This window comes from Pseudomonas spelaei, from assembly GCF_009724245.1.
Lineage (GTDB): Bacteria > Pseudomonadota > Gammaproteobacteria > Pseudomonadales > Pseudomonadaceae > Aquipseudomonas > Aquipseudomonas spelaei.
Genome location: NZ_WNNK01000015.1, coordinates 1 through 14,196, shown reverse-complemented (window position 1 = coordinate 14,196; position 14,196 = coordinate 1). Strand labels below are relative to the sequence as shown.

Annotated in this window: 16 protein-coding genes; 7 read left to right on the top strand and 9 right to left on the bottom strand. The window is 58.4% G+C overall.

Features of this window, described 5'->3' with window-relative positions; all coding sequences use genetic code 11:
• The first annotated feature begins 7 nt into the window (after positions 1 to 7).
• From trpD to GNF76_RS17740, 3 genes are read left to right on the top strand one after another with little or no spacing between them, the layout of a single operon-like run.
• A complete protein-coding gene (gene trpD, locus GNF76_RS17750; RefSeq protein WP_155584430.1) occupies positions 8 to 1,057 on the top strand; it encodes an anthranilate phosphoribosyltransferase in 1,050 nt (349 codons plus the stop codon).
• The gene (gene trpC, locus GNF76_RS17745; protein ID WP_155584429.1) at positions 1,054 to 1,890 is read left to right on the top strand and encodes an indole-3-glycerol phosphate synthase TrpC; all 837 of its coding nucleotides are present in this window, start codon (positions 1,054 to 1,056) and stop codon (positions 1,888 to 1,890) included. The genes trpD and trpC overlap by 4 nt, the downstream gene beginning before the upstream one ends.
• Before the next feature lie 2 nt (positions 1,891 to 1,892).
• The gene (locus GNF76_RS17740) at positions 1,893 to 2,588 is read left to right on the top strand and encodes a lipoate--protein ligase family protein (RefSeq protein ID WP_155584428.1); all 696 of its coding nucleotides are present in this window, start codon (positions 1,893 to 1,895) and stop codon (positions 2,586 to 2,588) included.
• On the opposite strand, the gene crp is transcribed toward GNF76_RS17740, so the two are convergent.
• Entirely contained in the window at positions 2,585 to 3,229 is a 645-nt protein-coding gene (gene crp, locus GNF76_RS17735; protein WP_155584427.1) for a cAMP-activated global transcriptional regulator CRP, read from the bottom strand. The genes GNF76_RS17740 and crp overlap by 4 nt on opposite strands.
• A 250-nt stretch (positions 3,230 to 3,479) precedes the next feature.
• Between crp and GNF76_RS17730 the strand changes: the two genes are divergently transcribed.
• Positions 3,480 to 3,902, top strand: coding sequence for an OsmC family protein (locus tag GNF76_RS17730; RefSeq protein ID WP_155584426.1), 423 nt, complete (start codon positions 3,480 to 3,482; stop codon positions 3,900 to 3,902).
• Between the two features lie 71 nt (positions 3,903 to 3,973).
• Here GNF76_RS17730 and coq7 read toward each other — a convergent pair whose 3' ends face one another.
• The 6 genes from coq7 to hemJ form a co-directional block, all read right to left on the bottom strand.
• Positions 3,974 to 4,621: a 2-polyprenyl-3-methyl-6-methoxy-1,4-benzoquinone monooxygenase gene (gene coq7 / locus GNF76_RS17725; RefSeq protein ID WP_155584425.1), complete on the bottom strand. Its 648-nt coding sequence runs from the start codon at positions 4,619 to 4,621 to the stop codon at positions 3,974 to 3,976.
• A 116-nt stretch (positions 4,622 to 4,737) separates the two neighbouring features.
• Complete coding sequence (locus GNF76_RS17720; RefSeq protein WP_003194682.1) at positions 4,738 to 5,076, bottom strand: histidine triad nucleotide-binding protein; 339 nt, start codon at positions 5,074 to 5,076, stop codon at positions 4,738 to 4,740.
• An 84-nt stretch (positions 5,077 to 5,160) separates the two neighbouring features.
• Positions 5,161 to 5,949 carry an SDR family NAD(P)-dependent oxidoreductase gene (locus GNF76_RS17715; protein WP_155584423.1) on the bottom strand — a complete coding sequence of 263 codons (789 nt, stop codon included), beginning with the start codon at positions 5,947 to 5,949 and terminating at the stop codon, positions 5,161 to 5,163.
• Positions 5,950 to 6,012: 63 nt separating this feature from the next.
• On the bottom strand, positions 6,013 to 6,978 hold the full coding sequence (locus GNF76_RS17710; RefSeq protein WP_155584422.1) for a DUF805 domain-containing protein: 966 nt from the start codon (positions 6,976 to 6,978) through the stop codon (positions 6,013 to 6,015).
• Between the two features lie 84 nt (positions 6,979 to 7,062).
• Positions 7,063 to 8,031, bottom strand: a complete 969-nt coding sequence (locus tag GNF76_RS17705; protein ID WP_155584421.1) for an NAD(P)H-dependent flavin oxidoreductase — start codon at positions 8,029 to 8,031, stop codon at positions 7,063 to 7,065.
• A gap of 24 nt (positions 8,032 to 8,055) precedes the next feature.
• Complete coding sequence (gene hemJ / locus GNF76_RS17700; protein ID WP_155584420.1) at positions 8,056 to 8,484, bottom strand: protoporphyrinogen oxidase HemJ; 429 nt, start codon at positions 8,482 to 8,484, stop codon at positions 8,056 to 8,058.
• Positions 8,485 to 8,620: 136 nt separating this feature from the next.
• Between hemJ and argC the strand changes: the two genes are divergently transcribed.
• Positions 8,621 to 9,655 carry an N-acetyl-gamma-glutamyl-phosphate reductase gene (argC, locus tag GNF76_RS17695; protein ID WP_155584419.1) on the top strand — a complete coding sequence of 345 codons (1,035 nt, stop codon included), beginning with the start codon at positions 8,621 to 8,623 and terminating at the stop codon, positions 9,653 to 9,655.
• Positions 9,656 to 9,819: 164 nt separating this feature from the next.
• On the top strand, positions 9,820 to 10,170 hold the full coding sequence (gene erpA, locus GNF76_RS17690; RefSeq protein ID WP_003176443.1) for an iron-sulfur cluster insertion protein ErpA: 351 nt from the start codon (positions 9,820 to 9,822) through the stop codon (positions 10,168 to 10,170).
• A 67-nt stretch (positions 10,171 to 10,237) separates the two neighbouring features.
• On the opposite strand, the gene GNF76_RS17685 is transcribed toward erpA, so the two are convergent.
• Positions 10,238 to 11,329 carry an anhydro-N-acetylmuramic acid kinase gene (locus GNF76_RS17685; RefSeq protein WP_155584418.1) on the bottom strand — a complete coding sequence of 364 codons (1,092 nt, stop codon included), beginning with the start codon at positions 11,327 to 11,329 and terminating at the stop codon, positions 10,238 to 10,240.
• A 3-nt stretch (positions 11,330 to 11,332) separates the two neighbouring features.
• A complete protein-coding gene (locus GNF76_RS17680) occupies positions 11,333 to 12,751 on the bottom strand; it encodes a peptidoglycan DD-metalloendopeptidase family protein (RefSeq protein ID WP_155584417.1) in 1,419 nt (472 codons plus the stop codon).
• Between the two features lie 211 nt (positions 12,752 to 12,962).
• On the opposite strand from GNF76_RS17680, the gene tyrS reads away from it, so the two are divergent.
• Positions 12,963 to 14,162, top strand: coding sequence for a tyrosine--tRNA ligase (tyrS, locus tag GNF76_RS17670; protein ID WP_155584416.1), 1,200 nt, complete (start codon positions 12,963 to 12,965; stop codon positions 14,160 to 14,162).
• The last annotated feature ends 34 nt before the right edge of the window (positions 14,163 to 14,196 follow it).

Here is a 14,196-nt window from a genome sequence, read left to right as displayed (position 1 = left end):
ACTTTTCATGGATATCAAGACTGCCCTGAGCCGTATCGTCGGCCATCTGGACCTGAGCACCGCTGAAATGAGCGATGTGATGCGTCAAATCATGACCGGTCAATGCACCGATGCGCAGATTGGCGCGTTCATGATGGCCATGCGCATGAAGAGCGAGAGCATCGACGAAATCGTCGGCGCCGTCTCGGTGATGCGTGAGCTGGCGGACAAGGTCGAGCTCAAGACCCTCGACGGCGTCGTCGACGTGGTCGGCACCGGCGGTGACGGTGCGAATATCTTCAACGTGTCGACGGCTTCATCGTTTGTCGTGGCGGCCGCTGGTTGCACCGTGGCCAAGCATGGCAACCGTGCCGTGTCCGGTAATAGCGGCAGCGCCGACTTGCTGGAAGCAGCAGGTATCTACCTGAACCTGACGCCGGTGCAGGTAGCCCGCTGCATCGAGCATGTCGGCATCGGCTTCATGTTTGCCCAATCCCATCATGGCGCGATGAAATACGCCGCAGGTCCGCGTAAGGACCTCGGCCTGCGCACCCTGTTCAACATGCTCGGCCCGCTTACGAATCCGGCCGGTGTGAAACATCAGGTGGTGGGTGTATTCAGTCAGGCACTGTGCCGTCCATTGGCTGAAGTCCTGCAGCGTATGGGCAGCAAGCATGTGTTGGTGGTGCACTCGAAAGACGGCCTGGACGAATTCAGCCTGGCGGCACCGACCTTCGTGGCGGAGCTGAAGAATGACCAGGTCACCGAATATTGGGTCGAGCCGGAAGACTTGGGCATGAAGAGCCAGAGCCTGCACGGCCTGGCGGTGGAAAGCCCGGCGGCGTCCCTTGAGTTGATTCGCGATGCCTTGGGTCGGCGTAAAACCGAAAACGGCCAGAAAGCCGCAGAGATGATTGTTCTTAATGCTGGCGCGGCACTTTACGCTGCCGATCACGCCTATAGTCTTAAGGAAGGTGTCGCCTTGGCCCACGATGCGTTGCACACGGGTCTGGCTCGCGAGAAGCTCGAAGAACTGGGAGCATTCACCGCCGTATTCAAGATGGAGAATGAAGAATGAGTGTTCCAACCGTTCTGGAAAAGATCCTGGCCCGTAAGGCTGAAGAAGTTGCCGAGCGCCGCGCTCGCGTCAGTCTGGCCGAGCTGGAAGGTCTGGCGAAAACCGCTGATGCGCCACGCGGCTTTGCCAATGCGCTGATCAAGCAGGCCAAGGAAAAACAGCCGGCCGTCATTGCAGAAATCAAAAAGGCTTCGCCGAGCAAAGGTGTCATCCGTGAGATCTTCATTCCTGAAGATATTGCCAAGAGCTATGAAAAGGGCGGCGCAACCTGCCTTTCCGTGTTGACCGATATCGACTTCTTCCAGGGCTCTGATCTCTACCTCCAGCAAGCGCGCGCTGCATGCTCGTTGCCGGTGATCCGCAAGGACTTCATGGTCGATCCGTATCAGATCGTCGAAGCCCGGGTCTTGGGCGCCGACTGCGTGCTGCTGATCGTCTCCGCGCTGGACGATGTGAAGATGGCTGAGTTGGCCGCCGTGGCTAAAAGCGTCGGCCTCGATGTGCTGGTTGAAGTTCACGACGGTGATGAACTGGAACGTGCGCTGAAGACCCTCGACACTCCGCTGGTGGGGGTTAACAACCGTAACCTGCACACCTTCGAAGTCAGCCTCGAAAATACGCTCGATCTGTTGCCACGCATTCCTCGCGACCGCTTGGTGATTACCGAAAGTGGCATCGTTAACCGGGCCGATGTGGAGTTGATGGAAATCAGCGGTGTGTATTCGTTCCTGGTGGGCGAAACGTTCATGCGTGCCGAAAACCCAGGGGCTGAACTGCAGCGCCTGTTTTTCCCGGAGCGTGGCGTGGCGGTGAGTGGGTCGACGCTGGATTGATCATGACCCAGCCTGTCTCCCTGACTGTTGAAGCTGGCCTTAAAGCCGAACAGGATTTGCTCGCCGCTGTCTGCGCCGGCGAGCAACCGTTTGGCCTGTTGTTCTGGCAGCCGAGTGACCGGGCTCTGGTCATGCCGCGTCGCTTGAGTCGCCTTCCGGCTTTCGAGGCAGCTAGCCAGGTGTCGGCTGATCATGGTTGGCCGGTGCTGTTGCGGGAGACCGGCGGTGAGCCGGTGCCGCAATCGGCTGCTACCGTCAATATCGCGCTGGTCTATGCACCGCCGCGTAGCGAGGGTGATCAGGGGCGGATTGAAACCGGCTATCAGCGCTTGTGCCAACCTATCTGTGATCTGCTCACGGAGCTGGGCGGCGCGCCATCCCTTGGTGAAATCGACGGTGCTTTCTGCGACGGTCGCTATAACGTCAATCTTGATGGCCGCAAAATGGTCGGTACCGCCCAGCGTTGGCGCCAGAGTGGTGGACGCCCGGTGGGGCTGGTGCACGGCGCGTTGTTGCTGGATGACGATCGCGTCGAGTTGATTGCGGCGGTCAACCGCTTCAATGAGGCGTGTGGCCTTGAGCAGCGAGTTTGCGCCGACAGCCATATCGCCTTGCATGAAGCCTTTCCTGCGCCGGACGCGATTGGCCGGCTCGATACGTTGTACCGTCAGATGCTTGCGAGCTTCCTGGCGGTTTAACGGGTGCCGAAGACGACCATGGTCTTGCCTTTGACGTGAACCAGATTGCGTTCCTCCAGGTCCTTGAGCACCCGGCCGACCATCTCCCGTGAACAGCCAACGATTCGTCCGATCTCCTGGCGAGTGACCTTGATTTGCATGCCGTCCGGATGGGTCATGGCGTCTGGTTGCTTGCACAGCTCCAGCAGGCAGCGGGCCACCCGGCCGGTGACATCGAAGAAGGCCAGGTCACCGACCTTACGCGTGGTATCTCTCAGGCGTTGGGCGATCTGACCGCTCAGGGCGTACAGAATGTCTGGATCTTGTTGGGCCAGTTCGCGAAATTTCGTATAGCTGATCTCGGCGACGTCGCACTCGATCTTGGCGCGCACCCAGGCGCTACGCTCCTGTTCTTTCCCGGCCTGCTCAAACAGCCCCAGCTCACCGAAGAAATCACCGGTATTGAGGTAGGCAATGATCATTTCGCGGCCATCTTCATCCTCGATCACAATGGTGACGGAGCCTTTGATAATGAAGAACAGGGTTTCAGAGCGCTCGCCAGCGCAAATGATGTTGTGCTTGGCCGGGTAGCGCCGGCGCTGACAATGCATCAACAGTTTGTCGAGGTTCTTGATCTTGGGTGTGGGAGTAATAGCAACCATGGTTGTATCCCGAAAAGACTGCACGGTGTGGTTGAACTTGTTTTTTTAGCCAGCGCTATCAGAGGTTATGCGACGTCATCCAATGGATGGCAAAGCGCCAGTGATTTGGCGCCAGCTTAACAGACACATTCTGCGTCGATCAGGGAATTTATCTATCAATCCATGCAGTTGATCGTTTTCACCGGGACCCATGCGGCTTCAAGACCCTGTGCTAAGCTGGCGACCCTTTTTTAGCAGTGGAGTCTGGGCGATGAAGGCACGCATCCAATGGGCGGGCGAAGCCATGTTCCTCGGTGAGTCGGGCAGTGGCCATGTTGTGGTCATGGACGGACCGCCCGAAGCCGGCGGTCGTAACCTGGGTGTACGTCCGATGGAAATGCTCCTGCTCGGTGTAGGCGGTTGCAGCAATTTCGATGTGGTCAGCATCCTGAAGAAGTCGCGCCAGGCGGTGGAGAGTTGCGAGGCTTTCCTGGAAGCAGAGCGTGCCACTGAGGATCCCAAGGTATTTACCAGGATCCACATGCATTTTGTGGTCAAGGGGCGCGGGCTGAAAGAGGCCCAGGTGAAACGTGCCATTGAGTTATCGGCGCAGAAGTATTGCTCGGCCTCAATCATGCTCGGCGCCGCAGGCGTGGCCATCACTCATGATTACGAGATCATTGAGTTGGGCTGATTGGCATTCGTGAGCGGCAGGCAAAAAGAAAGGGCGCTTTTAAGCGCCCTTTCTGCTTTTTGCGTGACCAATCAGATGCGGTAGGTACTCTTGGTCATGACCTTGGCCAACAGGCTCATGCCGAACCTCACCGGTGCAGGGAAGCGGAAACCGCCCGCATCCAAGGCGCTTTGCGCGTGATGTTCTTCATCAAGACGCATCTGCTCAAGAATCGCCCGGGACTTTTCGTCGTCGGCTGGCAGTTGTTCCAAATGCTCGTTCAGGTGCTTGCAGACCTGATGTTCGGTCGCAGCCACAAATCCGAGGCTGACCTTGTCGCTGATCAGCCCGGCAGCCGCCCCAATACCAAACGACAGCCCATAAAACAGTGGATTCAGTACGCTGGGGTGGCTGCCCAGCTGGCGGATACGTTGTTCGCACCAGGCCAGGTGGTCGATTTCTTCCTCGGCGGCATGTTCCATGGCGGCGCGCACTTGCGGCAGCTTGGCGGTCAGGGCCTGGCCTTGGTACAGCGCCTGGGCACAGACTTCGCCGGTATGGTTGATGCGCATCAGACCGGCGACGTGGCGGGTGTCGGTCTCGCTCATCTGCGCTTCGGGTTGCACGATGGCAGGCGAGGGGCGGTACGGCTGGCCGCTGAAAGGCAGCAGTGTGCGCATCGCCGTGTCGGCTTGCAGCAACAGACGGTCAATCGGCGAGTAGTGACGTTGGGTAGTCATGCTGACCTCCGGGAAGAATCTCGGCGGCCAGTTTACCGCAATCGGTGGCGGAAGGTTTGCGTTGGGTCATGCACATAAGGTCGCAGCCTTGGACCACGACCCCGCAGCGTACTCACTCAGCCCGGAGGCCAGTTCATCTGGCGTTGACCCAATACGTGCATATGAATGTGGTAAACGGTCTGTCCGCCGTCTTCATTGCAGTTCATCACCACGCGAAAACCCTTTTCACACCCTTGCTCCACAGCCAGGCGCTGGGCGGTGAACAGAATATGTCCGGCCAGGGCTTTGTCATCCTCGGTCAGGTCGTTGAGGGTGCGGATGGGTTTCTTCGGAATAACCAGAAAATGTACCGGTGCCTGTGGGGCGATGTCGTGGAAGGCCAGGACCTGGTCATCCTCGTAGATGATCTTCGCGGGTATTTCTCTGTTGATGATCTTGGTGAACAGAGTATCCACAGCTGTTTCTCCATAGTGAAAGTGCAGGCTGAGTGTACTCAGGCGACCTGTGCGCGCCCAGCCCCTTGCGTGTATCGGTGATGATCAGCGTGCGCAGTAGGCCTTGTTGATGGCGCCGGCGATTTTTCGGGTTAGCCACCGCGGGCTTAAACGGGGGCTGAACGCCAGCCAGCGGTTGCGGCGACCGGGGATGATGATGGCTTTGTTCTTTTCCAGGGCGCGCACGGTGTAGAGCGCGACTTCTTCCGGGCTCATCAGCTGTTGGCTGCGGTCCAGTTTGGCCGTGTTCATCTGTGCGGTGCCGAAGAAGGCGGTGCGCGTCGGCCCGGGGCAGAGTACCGAGACCTTTATCCCGCAGGTCTTCAACTCTTCCCGCAAACCTTCGGAGAGGTGCAGCACATAGGCCTTGCTGGCGTAGTAGGTGCTCATCCACGGGCCGGGCTGGAACGCCGCGACCGAGGCGACATTGAGAATCTGCCCACCGCCCTGCAGTGCCATTGAGTTGCCAAGGGCATGGCACAGGCGGGTCAGGGCCAGGATATTCACTTCCATCAAGTCCTGTTCGGTCATCCAGTCTTGCGCCAGGAAGGGGCCACTGGTGCCGATGCCGGCGCAGTTGACCAGCAGGTCGATCTGCCGCTCGCCTTCTTCAAGTTCCAGCAGAAACCCGGAAAGTCGCAACGGCTCGCCAAGGTCGCAGGCACGGAACAGCACTTCGACGCCGAAGCGCTGAGTCAATTCGATTGCAATGCTTTCCAACTGATCACGCTGGCGGGCCACCAGAATCAAACTGCGGCCACGACGGGCCAATGCTTCAGCCAGGGCCAAGCCGATACCGCTGGAGGCACCGGTGATCAGAGCGTAACGGGTCATGCGTTTCTCCATCGCAACGCCACCGAGCCTGTGACAGAGGCATCACAGGCGTCGGGCGTTTCTTCATTCTTCTGGAGAGTCTACAGGTTCGGCTGTGTCATCAGCACTTTGCGGGGGTTCTTCATCGATGATGACGCCCTGGTCGCCGGCTTCATCAGAGGTGATGGAGCTGCTGTCGTAGGTGCTGTCCACGCCGGTTTCGAGTTGATCCAGATAGCCGCTCATCCCCAGGCTTATCCCGAGGACAAACACCAGCGGAATGAACGCCAACCACAGGACGGAGAGAATCTTGACTGCCGTGCTGTTACGCGGAGGCGGGGCACCGTACTGGTTGGCACCAGCATTGCCAGGTAGCACCACCAGCAGGATCGGGAAGATGCTACCTACGAAAGGCACCAGGTGCAGGAACCACAGCCAGCCGGACCAACCAAGGTCGTGCAGGCGTTGTACGGTGATCTGTACGTTGACCCAGATAGAGGCCACAAGCGCAACGATACCCACCAGAAATCCGATGGTGATTGCGGCCGTCGAAGATGCAGCGGCGATGCTCAGGCCGACAACCAGAGAAATGCCGGTGACCGCCAGAATCACGACGGTCAGCACCAGCGTCCAGGCTAGGAAGCGCAGACGCCCTATACGGCCATCGACGGTAAAGACCTTCAGGCTGGAAAACTCCGGCAGGTTGTCACCAACGGCAGCTCGAGGCGGGGCGTAAGGCGATTCTGCGGGGCGATTGTAGTCGCTGGAGCTACCGGTGTTGGTTTCGTGAGTCTCAGCGAGGCTGAAGGCTACCGGCTGCTCGGCTTCGATGCGCGCATCGATACCGGTATTTTTAAGCGCTTGCAGGTAGGTTTCGGCGTCGGCGTGGGAGAGGTCACGCTTGAGGGCAACAGGGCGGCCGGTGAAGAGTTTGTCGACGGCTTCCACGTCGCTCTTGAACAGCTCGGCGAGATTCAGTTTGGCTGTAGTGAGTTCGACACCCGGCAGCAGGGCGCCATCAAACACAATCTTGAAGCGGTTGTCGCTCATGCGGGCATCCTTGTCACTTGAAATAGGTCGGTGTTACAGAGTGTAAGGCCTGACTCGGTCAGCAGGCCATACATCTGCACTTATTCAGCGGGGCCAGCGTTTTGGTAGTTGTGCTGCATGCTCGAGCGCCTTGCGGTATTCGGCATCCAGGCGGGCAACGAGTTCATCGACGCTGGGCAAATCATCAATCTCACCGACGCCCTGGCCGGCCGACCAGACGGTCTTCCAGGCTTTGGCTTCGTCGTTCAGGGGCTTGAGCTTGGAACCGAAATTGACTTCGCCTTTGCCTTGCAGGGCAGCGAGGTCGAAGCCGGCGTTTTCCAGGCTCTGGCGCATGAAGCTGGCCGGTACGCCAGAGACGGCAGGCGTATGCACGATGTCGGCGGCGCGGGAGGTGAGTAGCATCTCTTTATAGGCCTCCGGTGCGTGGCTTTCGGTGGTGCCGATAAACCGGGTACCGAAATACGCCAGGTCCGCCCCGAGGAGTTGTGCGGCGAGGATTTCGTGGCCGTGGTTCAGGCAGCCGGCCAGTAACAGGGTTTTGTCGAAGAACTGACGAATTTCGGCAATCAACGAGAAGGGGCTCCAGGTGCCCGCATGGCCGCCAGCGCCGGCGGCGACTGCGATCAGGCCGTCGACGCCAGCTTCAGCGGCTTTCTCGGCATGACGCCGGGTGGTGACATCGTGGAATACCAGGCCGCCGTAGCTATGCACGGCATCCACCAGTTCTTTCACCGCGCCCAGGCTGGTGATGACGATTGGCACCTTATGCTCGACGCAGATCGCCAGGTCGGCCTCCACGCGTGGGTTGCTGTTATGCACGATTAGGTTGACGGCATAGGGCGCCGGGTTGTTCAGCAGCGCCAGTCCCGCTTCGATCTCTTCCAGCCACGCCTTGAAGCCACTGCTTTCCCGTTGGTTGAGGGCAGGGAAGCTGCCGACTATCCCATTACGGCAGCAGGCCAGGACCAGTTGCGGGTTGGAGATCAGAAACATCGGCGCAGCCACCACGGGCAGGCGCAGACTTTGTTCGAGCGAAGCGGGCAGCGACATTGGAAGTACCCCGAGTAATAGAAATTAGAACGGTTTGACCACGACCAAAATTACGATAGCCAGCAATATCAGAACTGGCACTTCATTGAACCAGCGATAAAAGACATGGCTGCGGGTGTTTTCGCCACGAGCGAAACGTTTTACCTGGGCGCCACACATATGGTGGTAGCCGATCAGCAGCACGACCAGGGTCAGCTTGGCATGCATCCAGGCACCTTGGGCGAAGACGCTGGGGTTGAGGGCAATCAGCCAGATACCGAACACGAGGGTGGCGATCATCGCCGGGCCCATGATGCCGCGGTACAGCTTGCGCTCCATGATGCAGAAGCGTTCCTTGCTGACGGTGTCCTCGCTTTGAGCGTGGTAGACGAACAGGCGCGGCAGGTAGAACAGTGCGGCAAACCAGCAAACGATGCTGACGATATGAAAGGCTTTGACCCATAGATAAAGCATTTTTAGTTATTCCCAGGTTCACGGTAGCTGAAGATAGTAGTGGCTCAAGCGCCCGCACGTCACGTTGACGGTTGTCGCAGGACGATGCGGACCCTATTATCGACGGCTTTCCAGTGGGTTCGTTGAGGGCAGGTTTATGGTCAAGGTCGGTATCGTCGGCGGCACGGGTTACACCGGTGTCGAATTGCTGCGTCTGTTGGCTCAGCATCCGCAAGCTGAGGTGGTGGTCATCACTTCCCGATCCGAGGCCGGCCTGGCCGTTGCCGATATGTACCCGAACCTGCGCGGTCACTACGACGGCCTGGCCTTCTCGGTGCCGGACATCAAGACCCTGGGTGCTTGCGATGTGGTGTTCTTCGCCACCCCTCACGGTGTGGCCCATGCCCTGGCAGGTGAATTGCTGGCTGCCGGTACCAAGGTGATCGACTTGTCGGCGGACTTCCGTTTGCAGGATGCCGATGAGTGGGCCAAGTGGTACGGCCAGCCTCACGGTGCGCCTGAGCTGCTTGAAGAAGCGGTGTATGGCCTGCCGGAAGTCAACCGTGAACACATCAAGCAAGCGCGTCTGATTGCGGTGCCGGGTTGCTATCCGACGGCTACGCAACTGGGTTTCCTGCCGTTGCTGGAAGCGGGGTTGGCCGATACTTCGCGGTTGATCGCAGACTGCAAGTCGGGGGTCAGTGGTGCGGGTCGTGGTGCCGCGGTTGGGTCTTTGTACTCCGAGACGTCGGAAAGCATGAAGGCCTATGCGGTGAAAGGGCATCGTCATCTGCCGGAAATTCGCCAAGGACTGCGTCGCGCCGCTGGCAAGGACGTCGGTCTGACCTTCGTGCCGCACCTGACGCCGATGATTCGCGGGATCCATTCCACGTTGTACGCGACTGTCGTAGACCGCTCGGTGGATCTGCAGGCGCTGTTTGAAAAGCGCTATGCCAACGAGCCGTTTGTCGATGTGATGCCTGCGGGCAGCCATCCGGAAACCCGCAGCGTGCGCGGTGCTAACGTGTGCCGTATTGCCGTGCATCGCCCGCAAGATGGGGATCTGGTGGTGGTGCTATCGGTCATCGATAACTTGGTCAAAGGTGCATCGGGCCAGGCGGTGCAGAACCTGAATATCCTGTTTGGTCTGGATGAAAAGCTGGGCCTGTCCCACGCGGGCATGCTGCCTTAAGGTTTTCTGTAGATGCGCAAAAGGCCCGTTGATCGGGCCTTTTGTATTTTTAATGGCTGCTGTGCAGATTGATATACCGTAACAATAGTTGACCGCTTTTCTAGGAGAAGCGGATAATGCCGACCATTACGCATATGGCGGCGCTACGCCGGGAGATAATCAGCATGAGCGTTGAATCCTTCACCCCCACGGCTTTGCAATTCACCCACGGTGCTGCGCACAAGGTGAAGAGCCTGGTCGATGAAGAGGGTAATGATCGCTTGAAGCTGCGCGTATTTGTGACGGGCGGCGGTTGTTCAGGGTTTCAGTACGGTTTCACCTTCGATGAAGATGTGGCCGATGACGACACCATCGTTGAGCGCGAAGGCGTAAGCCTGGTTGTTGATCCGATGAGCTTCCAGTACTTGGCAGGAGCCGAAGTGGATTACCAGGAAGGTCTGGAAGGGTCGCGTTTCGTGATCAAGAACCCGAATGCGACTACAACCTGTGGTTGCGGGTCTTCGTTCTCGATCTGATCGTCAGCGAGTTTGCAAAACGCCGCTTGGCCTTGATAGGGCCAAGCGGCGTTTTGCTGTCTGGGGTTCAGGCAGGATAGATCGCGCCGAGTATTCGAAGCCCGCGGGCGCCAGTGACGCTGGGGCGATTGGCGGCAATACCTTCAAGGCAGCAATGGGCCAGCCAGGCAAAGGCCATGGCCTCGACCCAGTCGGGATCTACGCCATAGAGGGCGGTGCTACTGACATGGGTGGTGGGTAACAGGGTGGCCAGGCGGCTCATCAAGGTGGCGTTATGAGCTCCGCCACCGCAGACCAGTAAGGTTTCAGTCCGAGACTGGGCCGTTTGCAGCGACTCGACGATCGTCTGCGCGGTCAGTTCCAGCAGTGTGGCTTGCACGTCCTGGGCGGCGAATGCCGGCAATCGGCCGAGGTGATGCTCCAGCCATCCCAGGTTGAAGACCTCACGGCCCGTGCTTTTCGGGCCTTGAGCCAGGAAAAACGGGTCACTGAGCAAGGCCTTGAGCAAGACCGGCTCAACCTGTCCGCTGGCAGCCCATTGGCCGCTACGGTCAAAGTTTTCACCGCGTTGCTGGTGAATCCAGGCATCCAGCAGGACGTTGCCCGGGCCGCAGTCAAACCCGGCCACAGGCTTGTCGGCCTCAATCAGGCTGAGGTTGCTGAAGCCACCGACATTCAATACGGCGCGGTTGCCGGTGTGTTCGCCAAACAGTGCTTCATGAAAAGCTGGGACTAGAGGCGCGCCTTGACCGCCTGCAGCGACGTCGCGGCTGCGGAAGTCACTGACGACAGTTATCCCGGTCAATTCCGTAAGTAGTGCCGGGTTGCCGATCTGTACCGTGAATCCGCGCGCAGGCTCGTGGCGAATGGTTTGCCCATGGCTGCCAATCGCCCGGATGTCCTGGGGCTTCAGTTTCTGCTGCTCGAGTAGTGCGTGAATGCCTTGGGCGGCGAGCTTCACCCAGTGCTGCTGGGTAATCGCCGCGCGGGCAATCTCGTCCGGGCCGCTGGCGCAAAGGCCGAGCAGCTCGGTACGAAGGGATTCAGGCATGGGGATGTAGTGGGTGGCGATCAGTTTGATCGCCGTATTCTGTTCGATCAGCGCAATGTCCAGGCCGTCAAGGCTGGTCCCGGACATCACACCTATATAGAGCGCCATGGGTCAGCGCTTCGCCGAAGCCAGCAGGGTGGACCGTTCCTGGTCCATACGTGCCATGAGCGGTTGGCTCTGCTGCAGGAAGCGCGCTCGTTCAGCCTTGGCGATTGGATCGGCCATTGGCAATTTCTGACCCAGTGGGTCGACGTGTACACCGTTGACCTGGAATTCGTAGTGCAAATGCGGGCCGGTGGACAGGCCGGTAGTGCCGATATAGCCGATTACCTGGCCTTGTTTGACGTTGCCGCCCGTCTTGACGCCTTTGGCGAAGCCTTGCATGTGGCCATAGAGCGTGCGGTAGGTATTGCCGTGCTGGATGATCACGGTATTACCGTAACCGCCGCGGCGACCGGCCAGCAACACCTTGCCGTCACCGGCGGCCTTGATCGGCGTGCCACGGGGGGCAGCATAGTCCACGCCTTTGTGGGCGCGAATTTTGTTCAGAATTGGATGCTTGCGACCCATCGAGAAACGCGAGCTAATACGGGCGAAGTCCACCGGAGTGCGGATGAACGCCTTGCGCATGCTGTTGCCATCGGCGGTGTAGTAGCTGCTGTTGCCTTGCTTGTTGGTGTAGCGAACGGCGGTGTAGGTCTTGCCGCGGTTGGTGAAGCGCGCCGAAAGAATGTTGCCGGTACCGACGACTTTACCGTTGGCGACCTTTTGCTCGTAGATCACGTCGAACTCGTCACCTTGGCGAATATCCTGGGCGAAGTCGATGTCGTAGCCAAATACGCTGGCCATGTCCATGGTCATGTTGTGGGACAAGCCGGCGCGAGCAGCGGATTGCGACAACGAACTGTTGATGACGCCGTGGATATAGGCCGAGCGCATGACGGGTTTGGAGGTCACTCGATTAAAGGCATACCCCTTGGCGCCTTTAGTCAGTGCGATGCTCTCCAGGTCGCTGACATTGCTGTGCAGCTTATTCAACTGGCCGTCGGGCGTCAGCTCGAACTCGAGCTTTTGGCCGCGCTTGAGCTGGGTGAATTGCTTGGCTTGTTTATCGCTGGCCAGCACCTCATTAACAGTGGATGACGGCAGGCCAACTTTCTCGAACAGGGTCGAAAGGGTGTCACCTTTGGCAACAAGCACTTCCCGATGCTGAGGACCTTTGGCGGTTGCTACCGCAGGTGCGGGCTGTGCCTGGACGGTTTCCTTGGTGTCTTCGGTGCTGTTTTCTATCTGCGCGAACGGCGACTCGGCGACACCATTTGTGGCTTGGAGCGCGTCGGATGCGTCTTGATCTTGTGTCAGTTGCTCAACCGGGCTATCCAGGTCAAGGCTCAGGGTGGTTCGTTTGGCTTCTACGTCACTGGAAGGGAATACCAGGAGTGCCAGGCTGAGAAGGGCGGCGATACCGCTTGCGGCAAGCAAGTGGGTCTTCGGGTAAAGCGGCGGCGCTTTAGACGGTTCAGTGGTCATAAGTAATTTTGACTTTGAAAAGATGAAATGGAAAAGATGAATGACATGATGAAGATGAAATAACTGTATAAAATATAACCAAATCATCTGTGGTGCAAGCCTGCGAACGCTGGGCTTGCTGAACGGTGTCCGTATGCAGGGCAAAACTTGTAATTAGTCCCCGATCTTGTATGGTTGGTTCCCTTTTGAATCTGAGCCTTGCGGGTCTGTTATGAAGTCGGTTGAAGAGCAGCTAGCGCTGATCAAACGTGGTGCGGAAGAACTGTTGGTCGAGGCCGAGCTGATCGAGAAGCTCAAGCGCGGCCAGCCCCTGCGTATTAAGGCCGGCTTCGATCCGACGGCGCCGGATCTGCACCTGGGTCATACGGTGCTTATTAATAAGCTGCGTCAGTTCCAGGAACTGGGGCATCAGGTGATCTTCCTTATAGGCGACTTCACCGGGATGATCGGCGACCCGAGCGGCAAGAGTGCTACGCGCCCGCCGCTGACGCGTGAGCAGGTTCTCGATAATGCCGAGACCTATAAAACTCAGGTGTTCAAGATTCTGGATCCAGCCAAGACCGAAGTGGCGTTCAACTCCACCTGGATGGATCAGATGGGGCCGGCGGACTTCATTCGTCTGACGTCCCAGTACACCGTTGCCCGCATGCTCGAGCGCGATGACTTCGATAAGCGCTACTCCACCAATCAGCCAATCGCGATCCACGAGTTTCTCTACCCATTGGTTCAGGGGTATGACTCGGTGGCCTTGCGTGCGGATGTCGAGCTGGGCGGCACCGATCAGAAATTCAATCTGCTGATGGGGCGTGAGTTGCAGCGTGCGTATGGGCAGGAGGCTCAGTGCATTCTGACCATGCCGCTGTTGGAGGGGTTGGACGGTGTCAAGAAGATGTCCAAGTCTTTGGGTAACTATGTGGGTATCCAGGAAGCGCCGGGCGTGATGTACGGCAAGCTGGTTTCCATTCCTGATGCGCTGATGTGGCGTTACTTCGAGCTGTTGAGTTTTCGCTCGATGGATGAGATCAATGCGTTGCGTGCTGATGTCGAGGCGGGTGCCAATCCGCGGGACGTCAAGATCAAGCTGGCTGAAGAGATCGTTGCGCGCTTCCATGGTGATGAGGCAGCGGCCAGTGCGCACCGTGCTGCGGGCAACCGTATGAAGGATGGTGAGCTGCCAGATGATCTGCCTGAGATTGAATTGACTGCTGCCGAAGCTATGCCGATTGCTGCTGTCCTTAATAAGGCAGGCCTGGTGAAGAACTCCGCAGTGGCGCGCGACCTTCTGGGTTCCGGTGGTGTGCGTATAGATGGTGAGGTGGTGGATCGCACCTTTATATACGAGCTGGGTGCTACCCATGTCTGCCAGGCTGGGAAGAAGGCATTTGCGCGCATTACGCTTAAATCTGAATAAACTTGAAATTAACTGTTGACGGCGATTTATATCT